This is a genomic window from Aquimarina sp. AU119 (assembly GCF_900312735.1).
Classification (GTDB): Bacteria; Bacteroidota; Bacteroidia; order Flavobacteriales; family Flavobacteriaceae; genus Aquimarina; species Aquimarina algiphila.
This window is the reverse complement of the sequence record NZ_OMPF01000001.1, coordinates 503,847-527,158: the sequence shown is the minus strand read 5'-3', so window position 1 is coordinate 527,158 and position 23,312 is coordinate 503,847. Positions and strand designations below refer to the sequence as shown.

The following is a 23,312-nucleotide window of genomic DNA, read 5'->3' as shown; positions in this document are numbered from 1 at the left end:
CACTAGCAATACGGTTTAAATATACTATAGCACTTATCTTTGCTAAAATTTATTACATATCATGACAGATTATCCCGAGTTTGCGTCATCCAAAATTTCAGAATTACCAGAAGAAGGAACCATAAGTTGCACCTCACCCAGTAATATTGCTTTGGTAAAATATTGGGGTAAGCGTCCAGTTCAACTACCAGAAAATGCATCCATTAGCTTTACATTGGATCATTGTAAAACAACGACAATCTTAAGATATAAGAAATTAGATAGTGCTTCAGAAGATTTTGATTTTGATTTATTTTTTGAAGGAAAACCAAAACCAGACTTTAAACCTAAAATTCAAAACTTTTTTGATAGAATTCAGAAATACCTTCTTTTTTTGAAAGAATATAAGTTTACGATAGAAACCAGTAATACATTTCCGCATAGTAGTGGTATTGCTTCTTCTGCTAGCGGGATGAGTGCTTTAGCATATTGCCTGATGCAATTAGAAAAAAAAATAAACCCAGATATTTCTGAAGCAGAACTTCTTCAAAAAGCTTCATTCTTGTCTCGTTTAGGTTCTGGTAGTGCTTGTCGAAGCATAGAAGGGCCAGTAACGGTTTGGGGAAAACACAATGATATTGAGGGAAGTAGCGATGCATTTGCAGTCCCTTTTCCTTATACTGTTCATCAAAACTTCGATACATATCAGGATACAATTTTATTAATAGATAAAGGAGAAAAACAAGTAAGTAGTACTGTTGGTCACGATTTGATGCACGGCCACCCCTTTGCTACAAAAAGATTCGAACAAGCTTCGGGTAATATTTCAAAGTTGAAGGAGATATTAATTTCTGGTGATATCGATACTTTTATTGAAGTTGTAGAAAGCGAAGCCCTTACATTACATGCAATGATGATGACTTCTCTGCCTTATTTTATATTAATGAAACCTAATACGTTATCTGTAATTCAGAAAATTTGGGAATATCGAAAAACAACAGGGTCTAAGGTTTGTTTTACATTGGATGCCGGTGCAAATGTGCATGTTTTATATCCAAATTCTGAGAAAAATGAAGTTTTAGATTTCATAACCAGCGAGTTAGTTGCTTATTGTCAGAATGGTCAGTATATTTGTGACAAAATAGGATGGGGAGCAAAAATAGTGTAACTTTATCCTAATAGGGGAGACAAATTTAGATAGAACTCATATACAAATCATCTATTGAGTCAGTATTGTTGAGTAAATCTCAACAAAACGTAGTAATGATAGAATTTATGAGAAATGATAAACAATAAAAAGAACAGATGAAAGGACCATTATTTTATTCTAAAATACTTTTGTTTGGAGAGTATGGTATTATTAAGGATTCCAAAGGTCTTTCTATACCATATAATTTCTTTAAAGGAGCACTAAAAGTATCTGATACACCAGATCAGGAAGCTATCGAATCCAATGCTCATCTTAAAAATTTTGCTACCTATCTTGAAGGAGTTCAAGATCAAGGGGTAGTAAAGTTTGATTTTGAAAAACTATATACAGATATTAATTCTGGGATGTATTTTGATAGCAGTATTCCGCAAGGATACGGTGTGGGAAGTAGTGGAGCATTAGTGGCTGCGATTTATGATAAGTATGCAGAAGATAAAATAACAGTTTTAGAGAATCTTACTCGTGATAAATTATTAAAGCTTAAGGCTGTTTTTGGACTTATGGAGTCTTTCTTTCATGGTAAAAGCTCTGGTTTAGATCCGCTTAATAGTTATTTAAGTTTACCAATCCTTATTCATTCTAAGGATGATATAGAACCAGCAGGAATCCCTTCGCAAAGTACTGTAGATAAAAAGGGAGCGGTTTTCTTGTTAGATAGTGGTATTGTAGGAGAAACAGCTCCTATGGTAAGCATCTTTATGGAGAGTATGAAACAAGAAGGTTTTCGCAATATGCTAAAAACTCAGTTTGTTAAATATACAGATGCTTGTGTAGATGATTTCCTTAAAGGAGATGTTAAGTCTTTATTCTCGAATATAAAAGAACTTTCACATGTGGTTTTGCATAATTTTAAACCAATGATTCCTAAGCAATTCCATAAGTTATGGCAGCATGGGATAGAAACTAATGATTATTACCTCAAATTATGCGGTTCAGGAGGAGGAGGTTACATTTTAGGCTTTACCCAGGATTTTGATAAAGCACAAGCTTCACTTAAGGATTATAAACTAGAGGTAGTTTACAATTTTTAATAAGCATTACCTATGCTTACCAGAAAAAACAAACTCATTCTTCTTAAATTATTGAGTTTATTTTCTATTGTTAGAGGGTACAATATCCTTATCATTGTTCTTGCACAATATCTTACTTCAATTTTTATTCTGGCACCACACATTAGAATTCGGGATGTTATTCTGGATCCAAATCTATTTGTTATTGTTTTAGCTTCTGCAGGAGTAATTGCAGCTGGATATATTATTAATAATTTTTATGATAAAGAAAAAGATCTCATCAATAGACCACAAAAAACGATGTTAGACAGGTTGGTGAGTCAGCGTACAAGACTCACAGGGTATTTTGTACTTAATTTTCTCTCTGTGGTTTGTGCTAGCTATGTTTCGTTTCGAGCTGTAATCTTTTTTTCGTTATATATTTTTGGAATCTGGTTTTACTCTCATAAGCTCAAGAAATTTCCTATCATAGGTAATATTATAGCATCTTTATTGGCGATAACTCCATTTTTTGCAGTATTTATCTATTATAAAAACTTTGATGAAGTTATTTTTGTTCATGCCACGTTTTTATTTCTAATGTTGATCATGAGAGAAATGATCAAAGATCTGGGGAATTTAAGAGGAGATTTTGCGAATAATTATAAAACAATACCCATTGTATATGGAGAATTAATCTCTAAAAGGATATTAAGTGTTTTAATTTTGGCTTCCTGGCTTCCTATTTATTTACTACTCACTCGATATGAAGTTGGATACATGTATCTTTATTTTTATGCATGTATAATACTCCTTTTTGCTTTTCTTTTAGGGCTGTGGAGATCAAAGGGGAGAACACATTATGTTTGGCTACATAATATCTTAAAGCTAATTATTGTCTCGGGAACATTCAGCATTATATTAATTGATGTGAATATAATTTTAGATAAGATTTTATGGTAAAAAAAAGCAGCTGTAATAAATACAACTGCTTTGCATGATCATAAGAGGTTAAATTTATGCTCGGGGCTTTAATATTTTTAAAGAAATTCTAAATATTTTACTACCAATATTTGCAATTTCTGAATCTATTTTTTTGTAATTCAATCTTGATTTTACGTAGTTTTTTACCGTACTTTCTTTTGTATCTACAGATAATACTACGATCTCACCTTCACCATTTAAAGTGAATTCGATTTTAGCGTTAAGTGTATCATTTTCTACAAGAATCTCTGGACTTTCTAAAAGGACAGCGATTTGATTTCTTAACTGTTGCTCAGAGTTGATAGGATTATCATTAGAAGCAAAAATTTGCGTCGACCCTAATACGAATACTGCGAATAAAATTGTTAACTTTTTCATTTTTGTTGTTTTTTAGATTTGAGTATTTAAATATGTTTTTTTCTAATTTTATATGACAAATGTAGTATCGAATATTCATGTGTTTGAGCATTTTACTTTACCATAACGTATTCCAATCATTACGATTAGGTAAAAAAGAGTATGTTTTAACGTAAATTAAACTTTGAGGAATAAATAGTTTTTATATGTTTACTTTTTAGGAATGGATATGAAACTTAAGATTGGATATGACATCCTTAATATTTACAGTAGAATACTATCAATATCTTGTTTTTTGGAGGTGTTCTAATGTTAGGTTAATGTTAAGTTGAGGTTTTGCAGTAATGCTAATGAATTGAATTAACGCGTTGTAAATCAGTTTTTTGCATGTTAAGCATTTGTTAACCTTAGACGAGATTTCCTGAGAAATTTGAAGTAAATAACGTAGAAATATATAGGAATGCTATATAATTCTTGGAAATAATAAATTTTAACTAATGAAACCGACACGATTAAAATAATCTTTAAGAATTACAAAAATGATTATTTTTAATCGTCAAAGATTCCATCTGACCTCTAAAACAATAAAATAAACTGATGAAAGACCAATTATTAACGGTTGCACTTGCTCAAATCTCCCCTGTCTGGTTAGATAAGGGAGCTACAATTAAAAAGATTGAAAACTCAATAGTAGAAGCTGCTTCTAAAAAAGCAGAACTAGTCATTTTTGGTGAATCTTTGCTACCGGGATATCCATTTTGGGTATCACTAACGGATGGAGCGCAATTTAATAGTACAGTTCAAAAAGAAATTCATGCACATTATGCTCAGAATTCTATTGTGATAGAAAATGGAGATTTAGACTCTATTTGTGATCTTGCAGAGGAGCATAATATTGCTATTTATTTAGGAATTATAGAACGACCTTTGGATCGAGGAGGCCATAGTTTGTATGCTTCTTTGGTATATATTGACCAAAAGGGGGAAATTAAATCGGTACATCGCAAATTACAACCGACTTATGAAGAGCGTTTGACCTGGTCTCCGGGCGATGGTAACGGACTTTTGGTACATCCATTAAAGGAATTTACTGTGGGAGGATTAAATTGTTGGGAAAATTGGATGCCCTTACCTAGAGTAGCATTATATGGTCAAGGAGAAAATCTACATATTGCCGTATGGCCAGGTAGTGATTATAATACAAAAGATATTACCCGTTTTATAGCAAGAGAATCACGTTCATATGTGATTTCTGTTTCTAGTCTGATGCGAAAAGAAGATTTCCCATCAACAACACCACATTTGGATGAAATATTAAAGAAAGCTCCCGAAATTTTGGGTAATGGAGGTTCGTGTATAGCTGGACCAGATGGAGAATGGGTGTTAGAACCCGTTATCAATAAGGAAGGTCTTTTGATTGAAACCTTGGATTTTAACAGAGTATTACAGGAGCGTCAGAATTTTGATCCGGTAGGTCATTATTCTAGACCCGATGTTACTCAATTACACGTAAATAGAGAACGACAAAGTACAGTTCGTTTCAACAAGGAATAATTGTTAAACCTATGCTTTAAAGAATTATCTTTGCACAAAATTTTAAGATATGAGTGGCGAAGGTAATTCTCGAGGAAGGAAGAGTAGTGGAAAAAGAGATGGGAAAGCAAGAAAAGATGCAAGTGAACGATCTACATCTAATTTTAAGAATAAATCATTCTCAAAAGGTAAGGCATTTGTAAAGAAAGATAATACAGGGCCTAAAAAGATTAATGATTCTGATGAAATAAGACTGAATAGATTTGTAGCGAATTCTGGTGTTTGTTCTAGAAGAGAAGCTGATTTATACATTCAGACAGGAAGTGTATGGGTTAATGGAAAACCTATTACCGAAATGGGATATAAAGTAAAGCTTACCGATGAGGTTAAGTTTGATGGACGTTTAATTACTCCACACAAGAAAGAATATGTACTACTTAATAAACCCAAAGGTTTTGTAACCAGTACTAATCCAGAAAAAACCAGAACGGTTATGGATTTGGTATCTAATGCGTCTAAGTCTGTATTAAAACCAGTGGGCAGATTAGAAAGAAATACAACAGGGTTACTTTTGTTTACCAATGATGTGGATTTAGAAAAGAAATTAACGCATCATAAAAGCGGTACACGTAAAATATTTCATGTAGAATTAGAACGTAATCTTAAATTTGAAGATCTTCAAAAAATAGAGAAGGGAATTAAATTAGAAGAAGGTTTCATTAATGTAGATGAAATCTCATACATAGAAGGGGCTCCTAAAAATGAAATAGGAATTCAATTACAATCTTCAAAGAACGGAATCATTCATAAACTTTTTGAACACCTTAATTATAGTGTAGTAAAATTGGATAGAGTGATTTTTGCGGGATTAACCAAAAAAGATTTACCTCGAGGTCATTGGAGAATACTTACCGAACAAGAAGTAATTAATTTGAAGATGTCGTAACGTCTAACTTAGGAGATTTAAATCTTTGATAGATTTCCCAAATTAAAACAGAAAATACTAAAAAGTATTCTAGCCCGACCATCCATAGATTTTCTTTAAAATCAGGGTGGATATAAGCAGTATAACTAAAAATAATTGCAAAAGACCAAACTATAGCAAATCGATAGTTGGTAAATACGCAAAGTGATAGTGGAACAGCAATATACCAGGGGTGTACTGTGGTGGATAAAAAATAATAAGAACAAATACCTAGTAGCATTCCTGTGATAAGCTGTGGGGTATTTCTATTGGTTCTAATGAATGTAATTGCTAAAAGAATAATGATAGCTATCAGTGGTAAGATCTTGCCAGCAGTCTCTATGACATTCCACCCTACGATTTGATATCCTATCCAGCGAATGATAAAATAAATACTGGCATTAAATTCGAAATTCTGAAACCATAAACTAATTGTTTTACTAAAATTGGCCAGGAATTCTCCAGATAAGAACGGTGCAAAAGTTAGAAAGACTACGGTAATAACAATACTGTAAAACCCTATCAATTTTGGTAATCCTGATATCAGGCTGAGCTTGTTGAAGCTTTTCTGTTCTCCTAAAACAAATTTCTGAAAAAATACAGGCAAGAAAAGTAGTGGAATTAGTTTTACCGAAACAGATAATGCCAGGATTATTGCAGCCCAATACCAATACCCTTTGTGCAAAAGGTATAAAGACCAGATAATAAAAAAGACCATTACCGCTTCAAAATGAAGATTTCCTGTAAGTTCGATAATGATAAAAGGATTAAGAATATACCAAAAAATCCTTTTTTCAGGGAGATGTAAAGATTGTAGTAGTTTTTTTCCGAAAAAGAATGTACCTATATCTGCTAGAATAATAAGTAGTCTCAATATAATTGCAGAGCCCCAAATACTTTTGCTGGCAAATAAAGCTGCAATAAAATAACAAAACTGACTTACGGGAGGATAGTTTGTATAATGACTGCCATTAAGTTCTCCCATCCCATTATATAGTTCCTGTGCTTGAGCAATAGGAGCATTACCTTGCGCTACCAAGACTTCGGGTAAAGATAAATATGGATTGAATCCTTCTAAAAGCATTCTCCCATCCCAAATGAACCGATAAAAATCCTGTGATAAATTGGGGATAGCTAGGATGAATACAACTCTAAATAACAGTCCTGCAGTAGCCAGTAATTTCCAATTGTTTGGGTTGAGCTGAATAAGTTTATATGAAATGATGAATACTCCTACCCAAAGGCTAATCATTTTGGTAAAATCGGTTCGAATAAGTTGATAAGCAAAACTCCAATAAAAGAGAATGCCAATAAGAATAAGAAGTAAGGAAAATCTATGATATTTCCATTGTTGCAGCATTACAACTTAGAGGTTACAGATTTAAAAAATACAAACCCAAAGCCAAGGAATAACATAATATGAAATAGAAACAATCCAAAATCCTGAAGTTCGAAAGCACTATATAAGGCAAATCCAAAATATCCCATTAATAAGGCTTCTATGATAGTATTTCCTGAAATGTTTTTACTTACATATTTATTTCCTTTCCATGAATCCTTCAAAGTATTGATATTGAATTTTGGAGTACGAACAAATTCACTTTTCTTCCCAAAATGTCCTTCTAAAACAGCCATAGAGTTATGTACTGAGAATCCCATAGCGATGGAGAAAAAAGTGAAGAACATTTTTATGTATTCCATAAAATTCCAGAACCCTTTACCATGTATTTTTTTAAATGTATGCCAATAACAAAAGAAAAATATAACTGTACTTAAGGCAAAAAATGCAATTACATTAAAATACCAGCTAAATAATGGATTATTGTTTTTGATATACATAACTGGTACACTTAGAATAGCAACTAGCAATACTAGTAAAAACATACTACTATTTAACAAGTGAAAGAAACTATGAAATTTTGTTTTAAGAGGTACGGTTTTATCTTTAAGCATTTTCCAGTATAATTTCTGAAAATTTTCTGCGGCACCTTTATTCCATCTAAATTGTTGTGAACGAGCAGCACTTATTACAACGGGTAATTCTGCTGGTGTCTCTACCTCTTCAAGATATTTAAACTTCCATTTTTTTAACTGTGCTCTATAACTTAAATCCAGATCTTCTGTTAGTGTATCTCCTTGCCAGTTTCCGGCATCTTCGATACAAGTTTTTCGCCAAACTCCAGCAGTACCATTAAAATTAATGAAATGATTCTTATAATTACGGCCAACCTGTTCCATTGTGAAATGAAAATCCAATGCAAAAGCCTGAATTTTGGTAAGCATAGAGTAATCTCTATTAATATGTCCCCATCGAGTTTGCACAACACCAATGTTTTGATCTTTAAAATATGGGATGGTTTGTAATAACCATTTTTTTCCAGGAAGAAAATCAGCATCAAAAATGGCAATAAATTCTCCTTTGGCGATCTTAAGTCCTTCTTTCAAAGCCCCGGCTTTAAATCCGGTTCTGTCTTCACGGCATATATGCTTAATGTCTAAGCCAGTCTCTTGTAATTTCTTAATTCTATTTGCGGTAGTAACTACAGACTCATCTGTTGAGTCATCTAAGACTTGTATCTCTAATTTATCTTTAGGATAGTCAAGTTCAGCAATATTGTCCAATAGACGGTCCATAACATATAATTCATTGAATACAGGTAATTGAACAGTAACATTTGGAATCTCCTTATCCTTAGAGAAGTCAAAAGTAGGAGAGTTATCAGATTGCTTTCGGGATTTAAGATAATTAAAAAGCAAATTTAGCTGTGCCAGACTATACATAAATATGATTAGCAAAGCAATTGTGTAGGTTATGATGATAGCAATATCCATTACGCAAAGCTATATTTAAAAATCCAACTTAAAATCTTAACGCCTGCAAATATAGCACCTTTTATGGTTCCAGAAACTTTTGAGACACCAATTCTCTTTTTGTAATGCACAGGCACTTCAGTATAGGTATAACGTTTTTTTAATACTTTTAGTTGCATCTCTACAGTCCATCCATAGGTTTTATCTATCATTTCTAATGCTAGAAGCGTGTCATATTTTATAGCTCTAAATGGACCAAGATCTGTAAATTTTGCTCCAAAAAAAAGTTTCATTAACCCTGTAGCCAGCCAATTTCCAAATATTTGAGGAAATGTCATAGAACCAGATTCCCTAAGTTGTTTTACTCGAGATCCAATAACCATATCAATATCTTGCTCCAAAATTGGAGCAATAATCTTAGTGAGTTCTGCTGGGTAATCACTATAATCACCGTCTAAAAAAACAATGATATCAGGTTTGCTTTCTTTTGATGCGATATATTCCATACCTTTTAAACAGGCATATCCATATCCTTTTTGTTCTTCTTTTACTACAGTAGCGCCAGCATTTTTTGCAACACTTTCTGTACGGTCTGTAGAATTATTACTCACAACAATGACCTCGGATACTACATCGGGAATCTCTTTGATTACATGTCCGATAGAATCTTCTTCATTAAAAGCGGGTATGATAACGTTTATGATGGGAGTCATTTATAGAGAAGCGTTTGGATTGTCCCTTTTAAAACTAAAAATATCGGTCCATTCACCAGTCTTGTTGTTATCGATATAACGCTCAGCTTTAAAAAGTTTGTTGTTTTTATACAATAGACAGTATCCTTCTTTTTTATTATTCTTATATTGGTACTTTCTGGTTATTCCGGCTGCAATATCGTAAATAATCCACCATTTCTCAGCTTTATCATCTACAAAATGCCCTTCTTTAAGTAATTTGTTAGTTTCAGAATAAAAATACCAGTATCCGGTTTTTTTATCGTTTTTATAATGTCCTTCTCTTAGCCTTTTTCCATTTTTTGAGTAAAAATACCAGAATCCTTCTCTTTTGTTTTTCTTAAAATGTCCTTCATGAGAAACTTTTCCGTTAGGGTAATAGAAATACCAAAAATCGACTTTAATATCTCCAGATTTCCACCCTTCAGCTTTTATACTACCATTACTGTAATATTCGTAATGATATTCTTTCTTATTCGTTGTTGCATTTCCTAAAAAGGAAACCAAAAATAAAAGAATGAAAAGCTTTTGAAACATAATTATTGGCTTATTAGATGCTTTAGACGAGAACCAATAGTAATACTAACATTTTTTAAAAACTATTTTTAGTAAAAATGCCATATCCAAAATTTTAGTTTAGATATGGCATTTATCATGAGGTATGATATTCCAATTTTTACCTAATCAAAGGTTTATTTTTTATTTACATAATCCATTAAGTCAACATCATTACCTAATAAGATTTCATTAGAGTTAATACGACCATCAAGTTTGTCATTTTCTAACTTAAGCACTCCTCGAGGGCATACTGCAGAACAAACTCCACAACCTACACAACTGGATCGTACTATGTTTTCACCTTTTTGTGCATAAGAGCGTACATCAATTCCCATTTCACAATAGGTAGAGCAGTTTCCACATGAAATGCACTGTCCACCATTGGTTGTAATTCTAAACTTAGAGAATAATCGTTGTTGAAACCCTAGAATCGCAGCCATCGGACAACCAAATCTACACCATGCTCGGTTGCCTAAAATTGGATAAAATCCTGTACCAATAACTCCAGAGAATATCGAACCAATATATAACCCATATGCAGATCTTAAACCTCCTGCTTTTAAAAAGAAGACTTCAGAAGTTGTTCCTGTATAATGCATACCAATTAAGGCTACAATGACAACAAAGAAACCAATCGCTCCATATTTAGCATCTTTTCCAAGTTCTTTACCCTTGAAAAATAGAACTCCGGCAAAAACAAGAGTTAGAAATCCAGCTACGCTTAACAGGAATACATCTTTTGTTAACCAATATTTGTTTGGATCATATCCTAAATATGTATGTATAACGGCAGTAGTCATTACTACAGAAAATACCAAAACCGCATGAATTAACCAACGCTCAAGTTTCCATGCACTCATCTTTTTACTAGATAATTGTCTAAAAGAATCTCCCGCTGTCTCTGCTAATCCACCACAACCACAAACCCAGGAGCAGTACCACCTTTTTCCAAATTTATAGGTAAGAAAAGGAGAGATTACGAATATAGATACAATCCCAAAAATTAATAAACCTAATCCAATAGTTTCGGCTTTAATAAATGAATCGATTCGATACTGATCAAAATTATAATAGTTTAGCGGCCACATGTTTTTAAGATCATAATAGGGTAAACTAAATGACTCTGAATTTAATCTGGCCATAAATTCTGGAATCAAGAATGCAAATCCTAATTGGAAAAACATTACAGAAACTGTACGAATTTGCTGGTAGCGATTATGTCTATATTTTAAAATGAATTTATATCCGAAGGCAATAATTGCAATAGTATATAGAGTTCCGTAAACAAACCATTGACTAGCAGGATTACCACTTAATATTCTACTTAAAGGATCAAATAAGCCTATTAATCCAGTATTGGCGGCACCATCAGTACCCATTCCTAGAAGGTCGGGGTAAAAATAGAGGACAATATAGAATGCAGTTAATCCAACACCGGTGAGCCAACCAAGCACCCCTCTAGAAGAAATAGATTTAAACCAGACACCATCATTTTTAATTCCTTCTAATTTGGTTAAATAGGCTTCATTAGCAAATAAAATTGTTCCTGCTGTAATTAGTCCAAGTGACAGTGTTAGAAATACTCCCTGATTAGGGAAGTTTGTATTTAAAAGGGCAAGAGCCAAAATTAAAAGCCCTATTAAGCCAATAGCTAAAGCTATTTTTTGTTTTGTGGAAATCCCCTTTGTATCAGGATTTGCAAGCGACATGCTATGATCTAATTTATTACTCATCGTATGTTTTTTTAATCAAACCTCTCAAGTTTTAATATGAGTAAGGTCTATATTTTGTTTTATGCAGTTTGAAGTTGTGATTTTTTATATGCTGAAAGTATCTCTGACTCGTATGTAGAATAGAATTCTGGATCAAAATTAGCCTCAGGAAGATGTTGCATAACATAGTCAACATCTCTTTTTTCTGTTAGCCATTGATCAAAAACTTCATGACGCATTCTAATACCAAATGTATTAATGCCTAAGAATTCTGAGGTTTCTTTATGGTATGATACAGTAATACACTTTGTGTCATCTTCATGTATCCAATGAAATTGTTGTTCATATTCTTTTGGATTACCAAATACCCAACCATAGGTTTGATATTCAATATCTAGAAATTTGGCACTATTAAACCAATGTCCAGGTTTATATTCTGTTTTGTTACCACATATGGTCTGCGCCAGGGTTTCTCCCATCATTCGTCCAGTATACCAAACCGCTTCAATTGGTCTACGATTTCCTATGGCTTCGTGTTGTTCTGCACAATCCCCGATAGCATATATATTAGGGATATTGGTCTCTAGAAATCGATTTACTTTTATACCACGCCCTAATTCAATTCCAGAATCTTTTAAGAAATCTATATTTGGAGATACTCCAGGAGTAAGCCCTACAACATTACAATCAATTACTTCTCCGGTTTCCTGAACAACAACACCTTTTACTTTTCCGTTCTCATCTGCTATAATTTCTTTAAGGTTTGTTCCTAATCTAAGATCTATATGATGATTTTGGATATGTCGATTAATCATCCCACTTTCACCAGCAGGTAGTACTGCATCCCAAAAGCTTTTTTCCCGAACTAAGAAAGTAACGGGAATATTACGAGAATTCAACATTTCTGCTAATTCTATACCTATTAATCCACCTCCAACAATCACAGCTCGTTTACAGACCTGATTATTTGGAGCATGTTTTTCGAGATTTTCAAGGTCTTGTTTGTGATACATACCCATTACACCATCAAGATCCTGACCAGGCCATCCAAATTTGTTAGGCTTGGAACCTACTGCAAGAATAAGCTTATCATACCCAAGGGTTTCTCCATTTGAAAATATAAGTTCGTTTGCCTGATGATCTATCTTAGAAACAAAGCCATTTTTAAGTTCAATCCTGTTTTTTTTCCAAAACCAATTTTCATAAGGTTGTGTATGTTCAAATTTCATATGCCCCATATAAATATACATAAGTGCAGTACGAGAAAAGAAATAATCTGTTTCGGCAGAAACTATAGTGATCCTTTTGTCAGACATTTTACGTATATGTCTTGCAGCAGTAACCCCTGAAATTCCATTTCCGATAATCACAATGTGTTCCATAAAGAATAGTTATTGGTTGTCAATATTTAACTAAGAAGTGAAGACTTCGATCAATCAGTCGAATATAAATATAAGAACTTATGTTGTTGAATTAATTTAGAATCAGTCTAAAAACCACTTTGATTGTAAGGAATTTTTGAATTCAGCGTACGGATTAATTTTTAAAAAATTCAAAAAGAAATAATGAAGAAAATTCTATTTTGTTTGTAAGTTGCTGTTTGACCGTTCGACTGAATGCCCATTACCGAGGTAAATTTTAACATTTTATAATATAATAAATTCAATTTTTTAAATATAAGACTGATAAAAAGGTAAAAGATGAAAAAGATAACAATTCTAATATTCCTTCTCTCTATTCAATTTGGGTTTTCTCAAAGTACAGCAGATTTTTTTGCTAAAGCAGATTCTTTTTTTAAGACTCATGTAACCAATGGGAGAGTGAATTATAAAAATATTAAAAAAGACCCGGCATTACTCAATGAGTTGTTAGATATGGCATCAGGAATTAGTGTTTCTAAAAGCAAACCCAAGACTTATCAAGCCTTTTATATTAACGCTTATAATTTGGCGGTAATAAAAGGAATAGTTGCGAAGTATCCAGTAAAATCACCAACGAGTATCAGAGGATTTTTTGATAAGACTACTTATACTTTAGGAGGGAAGAAAACAACACTTAATGATTTAGAGAATAAGATTTTGCGTAAAAATTTCCCTAATGAAGCACGTTTTCACTTTGTGTTAGTTTGTGCAGGTTTGGGTTGTCCTCCTATTATTTCTTCGGCTTATAAGCCATCAAGTTTAGAATCTCAATTACAACGACAAGCAGTAAAAGCATTGAATAACCCAAGTTTTATTAAAGTTAAAGGAAAAAAAGTACAATTATCTCAAATTTTTGAATGGTATAAAGGAGACTTTACCCGTAATGGATCAGAAATCGATTATGTAAATAAATTCAGAAAAGAAAAAATTCCTTCGGATGCTAAAATATCTTATTACCCATATAACTGGAGTTTAAATCATATTAAATAATCTCAAATTTTATAATAATAATTAACAATCAAAGTAAGAATTTTTATCAAAGTTTTATAACACAAAACAAACTTTGATAGAGGGCTTCTACACGTAAAAATCACAAAAATGAAAACGAAAAAAATAGTATTAACAGCAATTAGTTTTTTTGTTCTGGCCATTGGTTTAGCTCAAGATGAAGAAGAACAACAAGGATCTGTAATCCAAACATTAACGCCTTCTAAATTAATAGGAAAAGGTCAGTTTGATATCAAATGGTTTAATAATTTGTATACACAAACAGAAAGTACTTTTAGTGATGGAGATGAACCCAGACAAACCTTTTTTACTTCTACGATAGAAGCATATACTGGAGTTGGAAATAATAAACGATGGAATGTTGGATTAATACTAGAATTTAGATCAAATGTTGTTGGTGATCGAGATGCTCTTGACGTTTTTAAATTTGATGGAAATAGTAGTACGGCAAGATCAGGGTTTACATCTATCGCACCTTCTGTAAAATTTGTTCCTTTTGAGAATGTAAATAATTTCTCCATACAAAGTTCATTCTTTATTCCATTGGTAGATAACGAAACCGAAAATGGAGTTTTTCTAGATCAAAATGGATTTATTTGGCAGAACAGATTCTTTTATGATTATACATTTCCTGGAAATAAATTTCAAATTTTTGGAGAATTGAATTCTGAATTAAATTTTGGAGAAGAAGAAGATAGTTTTGCAAACAACAGTCTTAGACTAACCCCTGGTGTATTTTTTAGTTATTTCCCAAGTTCTAAATTTACGGTTTTAGCATTGGCACAACATTCAGAACTTATTGATCTTGGTAATGATTTTGATCAAAGTTTTACAGCCTTAGGTGGAGGTGCAAAATATCAGTTGACAAAACAATTAAATATAGAAGCATTATATACTAACTTTGTAGATGGTAGTAATACTGGGTTAGGAGAAACTTTTAATTTAGGATTAAGAGCTGTATTCTAGGCGAGATTATAAATAAATTGTATTTTCAGCAGTAAAAAAAGAATGAGAACTATTTTTTTACTGCTGTTATGTTTTGGTTTCTGTACCTGTTCTGGGCAAAAACCAAAGATTAACGGAGTAAGCTTTGTTGGATCTCCTGATGAGATAACTTCAAAAGCTGTTGATCCCATTATAAAAGTTAATGCAGATTGGGCAGCCGTAATGCCTTTTGGTTTTGTAAAAAGCCTAACAACTCCATCTGTAGTTTTTAATATAGAAAGACAATGGTGGGGAGAACGAAGAGATGGAGCCAAAAGAACAATAGAATTGCTTAATGATCAAGGAATCAAAGTAATGCTAAAACCTCAGATTTGGGTTTGGAGAGGAGAATTTACCGGTAATATCAATATGCAATCTGAAGAAGATTGGAAAGCCTTCGAAAAATCATATGAAAGTTTTATAATGCTTTATGCAGAATTAGCTGAAGAAATGAAAGTGCCTATACTATGCATTGGAACAGAACTACATACATTTGTCCAAAAAAGACCAGGGTTTTGGAATAGATTAATTACTAAAACCAGAACTGTATATCAAGGAGAATTAACGTATGCAGAAAATTGGGATCAATTTGATAAGGCTCCGTTTTGGGATCAAGTTGACTACATAGGGATTGATGCTTATTTTCCAATTTCTAAAAGCCAAACTCCAAATGTAGAAGAATTGAAGCAAGGATGGCAAAAACATAAGAATAATATTACAGCTTTGCAATCCAGGTTTAATAAACCAGTTCTATTCACCGAATATGGATATCGTAGTGTTCATTATACCGGTAAAGAACCTTGGGATTCTAGCAGATCAAATGGAAATGTTGATTTTATAGCCCAGAATAATGCATTAACTGCTTTATATGAAGAGTTTTGGCAAGAACCTTGGTTTGCAGGTGGATTTCTTTGGAAATGGTACCATAACCATGAGGAATCAGGGGGGAAAGATAATAATAGATTCACTATACAAAATAAACCTGCAGAAGATGTGGTAAGATCGTTTTATAAAAAGTGATTAAAAGAATACAACATATCAATATTATAACTGTATTGTTTTTGGGGATTTTGTCTTGTAAAAATGATGATAATTCGGCAATAGCTGATGATTCTCTGGCTTCTTTGATAAAAGATAATACCTTTAATGTGGATAATGTAATTGCATGCGCATCAGGATCTGCTAACGCTACTGAAATTATTGCATATGTTTATCCAAGACCTGGTGCTACAGATATTAGATATTATGAAACAGTAAGTGTTGACGATGATAAAAATGACTACCAAAAATATAGTCAGATATCCATAGAATCTGCTGATTTTTTTAATGGGTATCTTAAGAAATTCACAAGAACTACTGCCGAAGAAAAATGGGTAATTATTACCTTTTTTGAAAATAATGAATTGCATTTATCTAATCCGATTCGACTAAAACACCTCACTAAACCAACTGAATTTTCTAATAATGTTATGGTAAATTCTATGGAAGAAGGAATGCCTGTTTTCACCTGGGGAAATGGTGTTTTTGAAGATAATAAAATTTATTTTCAAATCATTTCAGATATCAGTAACGAATTGCTTTCGGGAACATATACATTCGAAAAACAATTTCAATATTATAAACTAGATAATGTTGTTCTTAATATTACACAAGAACCTCCTCCAGAATTAGACGCAATGAATCAATATGATTTTACTCTTATGGGAGTTAGCGAAGATAACTGGGTAAATCTCTTCATTGAAAAAAGCTTTACACCTTAGTCTTAATAAAATATTAAATTATGTGTAAGAAGAGTTTTGTTTTCTCGTCTACACCAACGTATTGTCTCGTACAACGAAATTGTTATGAAATAGGCTACTATAATAAGGTTTATATTCCAACCAAAAATCAGTATTGTCGATTCTATACTTATGCTTTACAGAGTTGAAGTATCACCATTAAAAACAAAATTATAAACAGATGAAGAACATCCTGCTATCTTTAATTTTTCTGGGGTGTTGTAGTGTGTTTTCGCAAGAATCCAGAATATCAGAATTACAGATTGAAGGGTTAAAAAGAACTAAGGAATCTTTTATACGAAGATTGATAAAAGTAAAGCCTCAATCTATTTATGATTCTTTACGTATAGTAACAGATATTGAGCGCCTTAAACGACTACCTGGTATAGCAAATGCTGAAGCAATTATTACAAATAATACTAATCAAGATTATAATATAACCTATAAAATTGAAGAGAATTTTACAATTATTCCTGGATTTAGCATAGCTACAGATAATAATGATGAATTTGCATATAGAGTTTCACTTTTTGAATTTAACTTGCTAGGTAGGAATCAAATACTAGGTGGATTTTATCAAAGAGATGTTTTTGATTCTTATGGAGGATATTGGGAAGCTCCTTATCTTTTTACTAACAAGTTGGGTTTTGGGATTAATTATAAAAATCTAGTTTCACAAGAGCCAATCTTTTTTGAAGATAATACTGTAAATTATAAATTTGATAGTAAAGCGTTTGAAATCAATTTATTGTACGAATTTAATTTTCATAATAGAGCAGAAATTGGTTTAAATATTGCTAAGGAATCTTACGATTTTATTGATGGAGATTTACCTATAGGAATTCCCTCTAGGCTTGATGCAGATAAATTAATATATAGAGGAGAATATGAGTATAATACGATAGATCTAGAGTATCAGTACGTATCTGGGTTTAGGAGTTTATTAGATGTTAGATTTGTTACGGGAGGTGAAGGACTATTAAATGATTTTTTTATTGGTAGAAATGATTTTGAATACTTTAGAAGAATCGGTAAAAATGGAAATTGGGCAAACCGATTGAGATTTGGATATGCATCTAATGATAGTACTCCTTTTGCTCCTTTTGCGGTGGATAATCAATTAAATATTCGTGGTACTGGAAATACAATAGACAGAGGTACGGCTTCGTTAGTGCTTAATACAGAATATAGACATACCTGGTATGAAAAAGGATGGTTTGTGATCCAGAGTAATGTTTTTGTAGATACTGGAACGTGGAGAAACCCAGGAGGTGATTTAGAAGAATTGGTGGATGGAAGTACATTAAGATTTTATCCTGGTGCTGGAATTAGATTTATCCATAAACGAATTTTTAATGCAGTGTTTAGATTAGATTACGGATATGGAGTAGGAAATGATGCTACTAATGGGATAACCTTTGGGATTGGTCAGTTTTTCTAAAATGATTATGAGAAGGCTGATGCATATAGATTTTGTTGTAATCAGGGTATTTTAGTTTTATAAAAAATAAAAACGTTAATCTGGTACTCAATAAAAATAGGGTCGATTTGGATTTGATTGTTATATATAAAAAGAAATCAAAAAATATTTAACAATGATAAATTCTGTCATAAAATTAACCGTAATTTTGATATTTTAACATAGATGAAACAACTACTTCAAAAAGAGATACTCTCTGTTCTTCTATTACTATTTTTCTTTTATGGGCGTGCTCAGGAAGGAAAAGTTTTAGATATCATAATACAAGGAAATAATAAAACTAAGACTTCAGCAATATTAAAACATATTTATACAGAACAAGGAAATGTATTAGATTCATTAGCATTAGAACGAGATGTTAAAAGACTTAAAAGATTACCAGCCATTGCACATGCTTATTACCAAGTTCATAATAAAGAAGGAGGCTATGAAATCGTTTATGGAGTCGAAGAAAATTTCACCATAATTCCTTCAGCTAACATTTATACTACTAATGATGATGAATTTGCTTTTAGGGTTGGATTGTATGAATTTAATTTATTGGGTCAAAACATAACATTTGGTGGTATATATCAGAATGATATTTATAGCTCTTTCGGAGCAAATCTAAGAGCTCCATATTTATTTGGTAAGCGATTAGGGTTAGCACTTAATTATAGTAACCTGACTACAGAAGAACCTGTGTTTTTAGAAAACGGTATTGCAGATTATAAATATAATAATACATCATATGAGATTTTAGGGTTATACCAGTTTAATTTTCAAAATAGAATCGAATTAGGAGTTAATTATTTTAATGAGGATTATGAATATAAACGAGGTGTTACCGCTGAAGGAATTCCGCAAGATTTTGATGTGAATAAACTGTTGTTTAAGCTTATTTATGAATATGATAATCTAAATTATGATTATCAATATGTTTCTGGTTTTAAAAGTACATTTAACTTGCAATACGTAATTAGCACAGAAAATGTTTTACCCGATTTTGTTATAGGATGGAATGATTTTCTATATTATCATAGAATTGGAAAAAAAGGGAATTGGGCTTCGAGATTACGCATGGGACTAGCAACCAATGATGACTCTCCTTTTGCTCCATTCGCAGTTGACAATAATCTAAATATTCGCGGAGTTGGAAATACAATCGACAGAGGTACCGGAGTTATAGTACTTAATACAGAATACAGACAAACCTTGTATGAAAAAGATTGGTTTGTGTTGCAAAGTAACGTTTTTGTCGATGGAGGAAGTTGGCGTAACCCGGGAGGAGATTTTGATGACTTTGGAGATTCTCAAAATTTCAGGATATACCCAGGTATAGGTTTACGTTTTATGCACAAAAAGATTTTTAATGCTATTTTTCGTATTGACTATGGATATGGTGTCACAGATGATGCGACCAATGGATTTGTTTTCGGAATCGGACAGTATTTTTAGACACGGATTTAAGTTATACGAAGAGATATAGAAATAGGTTTTGCTTAGCTAAGTAGAACCTATTTCTCTTCTCATCTAAAGACTATTTAAACACAAATGCGTGTTTACTGACCCCATACAGCATCCGTTGGGTCGAGGACCACCACCACAAAATAAGCAATCTTCTGGGGGATAGGTTGGGCAATTAGATGTTCTACCCCCATGAATTGATTTTTGTTGGCTTTTACTCAAAGTCTGAGCATTTCTTAAATTCAAAATGTTTTTTAGCATAACTAAAGTTTTAAAAGTATAGTTTGCCCGAACATTTATAGACACTCAGGATTATGTCTTCAAATATCTTGTTTGTTTGTTTGTTTGTTTGATGATTTTAAAAATAAGTAAAACCTTATTTTTAATTGTCTTTCTGTACCCAGTCGTACAAGGTTGTGAAGAATTAATTTGTTAAAGATTAGTTAATTAATTACCGAACGTTTGGTAAAAAACTATAATCAGTTATATTTGTACCATAATAAGATCTCAAAAGTAATAGAGTAGTCATTAATACAAGATCTGATTGATATTTTTTAAAATCAAAATTTACCGAACGTTTGGTAATTAAAATAAATACACAAATAAATTTAAAAATTATGAGAACACTAAAAACCACATTAAGCCTTATATTGCTTACAATGATGATAGGAATAAACTATTCCTTTACAAGAATAACAGAGAAGATAGACGTTCATTCTACAAAATCAGTGTATGGATCAACAACCTATAAAACCATAGAAGTAAATGGATTAGATATATTTTATAGAGAAGCAGGATCAAAAAATAAACCGACTATTTTACTATTACATGGATATCCAACATCGTCACATATGTTTAGAAATCTAATAGTACAATTATCTAATGATTATCATGTTTTAGCTCCAGATTATCCTGGTTATGGAAGATCAGAACAGCCATTGATGTCAGAGTTTGACTATACTTTTGATAATATGGCGATTATTGTTGAAGGCTTTTTGGAAGCACTAAAAGTCGAAAAATTTAGTGTATACCTTATGGATTATGGAGCTCCGGTTGGGTTTAGAATTGCATCAAAATATCCTGATAGAATAGAGTCATTACTTATTCAAAATGGTAATGCGTATGAAGAAGGAATTACTGATTTTTGGAACCCACTTAAAAAATATTGGAATGATTACTCTGTAGAGAACGGAAAAGCTTTGGAAGGGTTTCATAATATTGATGGCTTAAAATGGCAATATACTAATGGAGTTAAAGACGTTAGCAAGATTAGTCCTGATAATTGGCAAATAGATCTACAACACCTAACTCGTAAAGAGAATAACGAGATTCAATTAGCGATGTTTTATGATTATAGGACCAATATACAGTTATATCCAAAATGGCAAAAATATCTAAGAGATCATCAACCTCCTACACTAATTGTTTGGGGTAAAAATGATAATATTTTTCCTGCAGAAGGGGCACATCCTTATAAAAGAGATTTAAAAAACATAGAGTTTCATTTGTTAGATACAGGTCACTTTGCTTTAGAGGACAAAGGAGATGAAATTGCTAACTATATTCTTAACTTTTTGAAAAAGAATAATATAAAATAATACAGGATTTAATTCAACAAAAAACTCTGAGTAGTATATTGCTCAGAGTTTTTTGTTGAATATTTACGTTATTGTTTCATGAAAATTGATGTATCAATATCGGTTTTAAACTTAATATTCGTCCAATTTGTAGTTGTGTATTGTTTTCCAATAATTTCACCATTCCAATTTGCTTCGATATATTTTCTTTTTGTAGCAATCTTGATTCCGTCTATAGTTTCATATTCAAAAGTCATAAGACTAGGTTCTTTTATACCAAAGCCTTCTACTGTAAATAAAAATTGATCTACTAATTTGGTGGCTTTGTTTATATAAAGTACGTATGTATCCTTTACATCTCCTATATTATTTCCAAAGGTCATTTTAATGAGATGATAATCCTGTCCATTTACTTTTTTACTTCCCATCAATTCATGATGTACTCCTTCATCTAAAAGTTTAAAAAACATAGCAAACCAATAGTAGTTGGTTTTACGCAGAAATCTTGCTATATCATTGGCTTTCTCATCAGTGGATAGTATACCATTAATACTGACCCATGCGTTTTGTCCATCAAATCCTTCGATTACTTTACCGGCATCTCCTAAAAGACTATGTTCTGAATATTTGGCATAGGATAACTCTTTATCAAAAACATATGTCTCCTTACTTTTAAGATGAATTTTGGCAGTCTGATTTATGTATTCATAATCATAAGAAACATTTCCTTTTGCATAGAAATTTTGTTTTCCTCCTAAAGTGTTCATCATTTCTGTGATAAGTTGCTTTGCATCCTGACCATAGTTTAAAACAGTAAAGATCAATGCAAAAATTGTTATTACATTTTTTTTCATAGTTTTTAGTTTTTAAGATTTAAATATTGATATACAGCAGTAAAATCGAGATCTCCTAATCCATACTGTTTTGCCTGAGCAAAAATTTCTTTGGTGGTATTGAGACTCGGAGATGCTATGTCGTTTTCATAAGCAGAAATACTGGAAAGGTGCAAATCCTTTAGTATTAATTTTAAAGGGAAATTAGTTTCATAATCTTCATTTTCTAGTTTGGGACGAATAGAAGATATTACTGGAGAAACTACTGGAGTGTTTAACAGGATATTAAAAAGAGTTTCTTTTTCTAACCCCATTGCTTCTCCCATGATCAAAGCTTCTGCAAATGCAACTATAGATTGACCCAAAAGCTGATTGATAAGTATTTTTATGGCAGCTGCTTTACCCACTTCACCCAGATATATTGTCTTTTTGCCCATGATATCAAAAAGAGGAGAACTTTCTTCTATGTCTTTTTTATCGCCACCTACAAGAAATAATAATTCTCCTTTTTCTGCTGGACCAGTTGTGCCTGCTACGGGAGCATCTATATAACGAATCTTATATTTTTTTGATTGTTGGGCCATGTCTTTGGTGAAAGATGGATGTACAGTGCTACAATTAATCCAAATACTGTTTTTTGCCATACCATTAAATAAACCGTTTTTTTCTGTAGCAATTTCTTTTACAACTTCAGGAGTAGAAAGCATAGTGATAACAAAGTGAGATTTTTCTCCTACTTCTTTTGCAGAATTGGCCCAAACTGCTCCATTTTTAATTAAAGTATCAGCTTTTTCTTTTGTTCTATTATAAACGATAAGTTCATAACCTTCTTTTTGTAAGTTAGTCGCCATACGACTTCCCATAATACCTAAGCCGATAAAACCTATTTTTTTCATTTTTGTATATTTTAAATTATATACAAATGTCCTTAGTAATGAATAAAATAAGTTTTCAGAA

The 23,312-nt window shown here is 32.1% G+C and carries 21 protein-coding genes; 12 read left to right on the top strand and 9 right to left on the bottom strand.

The window, feature by feature from the left end; translation table 11 throughout:
- Nucleotides 1-61 precede the first annotated feature (61 nt).
- The 3 genes from mvaD to DK442_RS02145 all read left to right on the top strand — a co-directional run bounded on the left by mvaD (nucleotide 62) and on the right by DK442_RS02145 (nucleotide 3,141).
- Nucleotides 62-1,147 (top strand): diphosphomevalonate decarboxylase, encoded by a 1,086-nt coding sequence (gene mvaD / locus DK442_RS02155; RefSeq protein ID WP_109434194.1) that lies wholly within the window; start codon nucleotides 62-64, stop codon nucleotides 1,145-1,147.
- A 137-nt stretch (nucleotides 1,148-1,284) separates the two neighbouring features.
- On the top strand, nucleotides 1,285-2,220 hold the full coding sequence (locus tag DK442_RS02150; protein ID WP_109434193.1) for a mevalonate kinase: 936 nt from the start codon (nucleotides 1,285-1,287) through the stop codon (nucleotides 2,218-2,220).
- Nucleotides 2,221-2,232: 12 nt separating this feature from the next.
- A complete protein-coding gene (locus tag DK442_RS02145) occupies nucleotides 2,233-3,141 on the top strand; it encodes a geranylgeranylglycerol-phosphate geranylgeranyltransferase (RefSeq protein WP_109434192.1) in 909 nt (302 codons plus the stop codon).
- A 54-nt stretch (nucleotides 3,142-3,195) separates the two neighbouring features.
- Here the strand turns inward: DK442_RS02145 and DK442_RS02140 are convergent, their stop codons facing one another.
- Nucleotides 3,196-3,540, bottom strand: a complete 345-nt coding sequence (locus tag DK442_RS02140; RefSeq protein WP_109434191.1) for a hypothetical protein — start codon at nucleotides 3,538-3,540, stop codon at nucleotides 3,196-3,198.
- A gap of 576 nt (nucleotides 3,541-4,116) precedes the next feature.
- Here DK442_RS02140 and DK442_RS02135 point away from each other — a divergent pair.
- Nucleotides 4,117-5,073 (top strand): carbon-nitrogen hydrolase family protein, encoded by a 957-nt coding sequence (locus tag DK442_RS02135; protein ID WP_109434190.1) that lies wholly within the window; start codon nucleotides 4,117-4,119, stop codon nucleotides 5,071-5,073.
- Nucleotides 5,074-5,122: 49 nt separating this feature from the next.
- Nucleotides 5,123-5,998: a pseudouridine synthase gene (locus tag DK442_RS02130; RefSeq protein ID WP_109434189.1), complete on the top strand. Its 876-nt coding sequence runs from the start codon at nucleotides 5,123-5,125 to the stop codon at nucleotides 5,996-5,998.
- Here DK442_RS02130 and DK442_RS02125 read toward each other — a convergent pair.
- From DK442_RS02125 to DK442_RS02100, 6 genes are all read right to left on the bottom strand, one after another.
- On the bottom strand, nucleotides 5,979-7,376 hold the full coding sequence (locus tag DK442_RS02125; RefSeq protein ID WP_109434188.1) for a mannosyltransferase: 1,398 nt from the start codon (nucleotides 7,374-7,376) through the stop codon (nucleotides 5,979-5,981). The two genes, DK442_RS02130 and DK442_RS02125, sit on opposite strands and share 20 nt — an antisense overlap.
- Nucleotides 7,376-8,848: a cellulose synthase family protein gene (locus DK442_RS02120; protein ID WP_109434187.1), complete on the bottom strand. Its 1,473-nt coding sequence runs from the start codon at nucleotides 8,846-8,848 to the stop codon at nucleotides 7,376-7,378. The genes DK442_RS02125 and DK442_RS02120 overlap by 1 nt, the downstream gene beginning before the upstream one ends.
- Nucleotides 8,848-9,540 carry a glycosyltransferase family 2 protein gene (locus DK442_RS02115; RefSeq protein ID WP_109434186.1) on the bottom strand — a complete coding sequence of 231 codons (693 nt, stop codon included), beginning with the start codon at nucleotides 9,538-9,540 and terminating at the stop codon, nucleotides 8,848-8,850. Before DK442_RS02115 ends, DK442_RS02120 begins: the two co-directional genes overlap by 1 nt.
- Entirely contained in the window at nucleotides 9,541-10,095 is a 555-nt protein-coding gene (locus DK442_RS02110; protein ID WP_109434185.1) for a toxin-antitoxin system YwqK family antitoxin, read from the bottom strand. It lies immediately after the preceding gene.
- Between the two features lie 155 nt (nucleotides 10,096-10,250).
- Nucleotides 10,251-11,849 (bottom strand): 4Fe-4S dicluster domain-containing protein, encoded by a 1,599-nt coding sequence (locus DK442_RS02105; protein WP_109434184.1) that lies wholly within the window; start codon nucleotides 11,847-11,849, stop codon nucleotides 10,251-10,253.
- 59 nt (nucleotides 11,850-11,908) lie between these two features.
- Nucleotides 11,909-13,210, bottom strand: a complete 1,302-nt coding sequence (locus DK442_RS02100) for an NAD(P)/FAD-dependent oxidoreductase (protein ID WP_109434183.1) — start codon at nucleotides 13,208-13,210, stop codon at nucleotides 11,909-11,911.
- A gap of 318 nt (nucleotides 13,211-13,528) precedes the next feature.
- On the opposite strand from DK442_RS02100, the gene DK442_RS02095 reads away from it, so the two are divergent.
- The 7 genes from DK442_RS02095 (at nucleotide 13,529) to DK442_RS02065 (ending at nucleotide 21,543) form a co-directional block, all read left to right on the top strand.
- Nucleotides 13,529-14,239 (top strand): DUF547 domain-containing protein, encoded by a 711-nt coding sequence (locus DK442_RS02095; protein WP_109434182.1) that lies wholly within the window; start codon nucleotides 13,529-13,531, stop codon nucleotides 14,237-14,239.
- A gap of 108 nt (nucleotides 14,240-14,347) precedes the next feature.
- Nucleotides 14,348-15,223 (top strand): hypothetical protein, encoded by an 876-nt coding sequence (locus tag DK442_RS02090; protein WP_109434181.1) that lies wholly within the window; start codon nucleotides 14,348-14,350, stop codon nucleotides 15,221-15,223.
- 42 nt (nucleotides 15,224-15,265) lie between these two features.
- The gene (locus DK442_RS02085) at nucleotides 15,266-16,261 is read left to right on the top strand and encodes a glycoside hydrolase (RefSeq protein WP_109434180.1); all 996 of its coding nucleotides are present in this window, start codon (nucleotides 15,266-15,268) and stop codon (nucleotides 16,259-16,261) included.
- The gene (locus DK442_RS02080) at nucleotides 16,258-17,001 is read left to right on the top strand and encodes a hypothetical protein (protein ID WP_109434179.1); all 744 of its coding nucleotides are present in this window, start codon (nucleotides 16,258-16,260) and stop codon (nucleotides 16,999-17,001) included. The genes DK442_RS02085 and DK442_RS02080 overlap by 4 nt, the downstream gene beginning before the upstream one ends.
- A gap of 199 nt (nucleotides 17,002-17,200) precedes the next feature.
- Nucleotides 17,201-18,460, top strand: a complete 1,260-nt coding sequence (locus DK442_RS02075) for a POTRA domain-containing protein (RefSeq protein ID WP_109434178.1) — start codon at nucleotides 17,201-17,203, stop codon at nucleotides 18,458-18,460.
- A gap of 204 nt (nucleotides 18,461-18,664) precedes the next feature.
- Complete coding sequence (locus DK442_RS02070; RefSeq protein ID WP_109434177.1) at nucleotides 18,665-19,936, top strand: POTRA domain-containing protein; 1,272 nt, start codon at nucleotides 18,665-18,667, stop codon at nucleotides 19,934-19,936.
- Between the two features lie 626 nt (nucleotides 19,937-20,562).
- Nucleotides 20,563-21,543 carry an alpha/beta fold hydrolase gene (locus tag DK442_RS02065; RefSeq protein ID WP_235010887.1) on the top strand — a complete coding sequence of 327 codons (981 nt, stop codon included), beginning with the start codon at nucleotides 20,563-20,565 and terminating at the stop codon, nucleotides 21,541-21,543.
- A 68-nt stretch (nucleotides 21,544-21,611) separates the two neighbouring features.
- Here DK442_RS02065 and DK442_RS02060 read toward each other — a convergent pair whose 3' ends face one another.
- Both DK442_RS02060 and DK442_RS02055 read right to left on the bottom strand, forming a co-directional pair.
- Nucleotides 21,612-22,376 carry a DUF6503 family protein gene (locus tag DK442_RS02060; RefSeq protein ID WP_109434176.1) on the bottom strand — a complete coding sequence of 255 codons (765 nt, stop codon included), beginning with the start codon at nucleotides 22,374-22,376 and terminating at the stop codon, nucleotides 21,612-21,614.
- Between the two features lie 5 nt (nucleotides 22,377-22,381).
- Nucleotides 22,382-23,251, bottom strand: coding sequence for an NAD(P)-dependent oxidoreductase (locus DK442_RS02055; RefSeq protein WP_109434175.1), 870 nt, complete (start codon nucleotides 23,249-23,251; stop codon nucleotides 22,382-22,384).
- Nucleotides 23,252-23,312: the final 61 nt, after the last annotated feature.

Bases quoted from the DNA above. Each gene is read 5' to 3' on its own strand.
- DK442_RS02060 (WP_109434176.1), bottom strand. From the start codon at position 22,376: ATGAAAAAAAATGTAATAACAATTTTTGCATTGATCTTTACTGTTTTA.
- DK442_RS02105 (WP_109434184.1), bottom strand. From the start codon at position 11,849: ATGAGTAATAAATTAGATCATAGCATGTCGCTTGCAAATCCTGATACA.
- DK442_RS02145 (WP_109434192.1), top strand. From the start codon at position 2,233: ATGCTTACCAGAAAAAACAAACTCATTCTTCTTAAATTATTGAGTTTA.
- DK442_RS02130 (WP_109434189.1), top strand. From the start codon at position 5,123: ATGAGTGGCGAAGGTAATTCTCGAGGAAGGAAGAGTAGTGGAAAAAGA.
- DK442_RS02085 (WP_109434180.1), top strand. From the start codon at position 15,266: ATGAGAACTATTTTTTTACTGCTGTTATGTTTTGGTTTCTGTACCTGT.
- DK442_RS02070 (WP_109434177.1), top strand. From the start codon at position 18,665: ATGAAACAACTACTTCAAAAAGAGATACTCTCTGTTCTTCTATTACTA.
- mvaD (WP_109434194.1), top strand. From the start codon at position 62: ATGACAGATTATCCCGAGTTTGCGTCATCCAAAATTTCAGAATTACCA.
- DK442_RS02100 (WP_109434183.1), bottom strand. From the start codon at position 13,210: ATGGAACACATTGTGATTATCGGAAATGGAATTTCAGGGGTTACTGCT.
- DK442_RS02095 (WP_109434182.1), top strand. From the start codon at position 13,529: ATGAAAAAGATAACAATTCTAATATTCCTTCTCTCTATTCAATTTGGG.
- DK442_RS02075 (WP_109434178.1), top strand. From the start codon at position 17,201: ATGAAGAACATCCTGCTATCTTTAATTTTTCTGGGGTGTTGTAGTGTG.
- DK442_RS02110 (WP_109434185.1), bottom strand. From the start codon at position 10,095: ATGTTTCAAAAGCTTTTCATTCTTTTATTTTTGGTTTCCTTTTTAGGA.
- DK442_RS02140 (WP_109434191.1), bottom strand. From the start codon at position 3,540: ATGAAAAAGTTAACAATTTTATTCGCAGTATTCGTATTAGGGTCGACG.
- DK442_RS02150 (WP_109434193.1), top strand. From the start codon at position 1,285: ATGAAAGGACCATTATTTTATTCTAAAATACTTTTGTTTGGAGAGTAT.
- DK442_RS02055 (WP_109434175.1), bottom strand. From the start codon at position 23,251: ATGAAAAAAATAGGTTTTATCGGCTTAGGTATTATGGGAAGTCGTATG.
- DK442_RS02135 (WP_109434190.1), top strand. From the start codon at position 4,117: ATGAAAGACCAATTATTAACGGTTGCACTTGCTCAAATCTCCCCTGTC.
- DK442_RS02065 (WP_235010887.1), top strand. From the start codon at position 20,563: ATGAGAACACTAAAAACCACATTAAGCCTTATATTGCTTACAATGATG.
- DK442_RS02090 (WP_109434181.1), top strand. From the start codon at position 14,348: ATGAAAACGAAAAAAATAGTATTAACAGCAATTAGTTTTTTTGTTCTG.
- DK442_RS02115 (WP_109434186.1), bottom strand. From the start codon at position 9,540: ATGACTCCCATCATAAACGTTATCATACCCGCTTTTAATGAAGAAGAT.
- DK442_RS02120 (WP_109434187.1), bottom strand. From the start codon at position 8,848: ATGGATATTGCTATCATCATAACCTACACAATTGCTTTGCTAATCATA.
- DK442_RS02125 (WP_109434188.1), bottom strand. From the start codon at position 7,376: ATGCTGCAACAATGGAAATATCATAGATTTTCCTTACTTCTTATTCTT.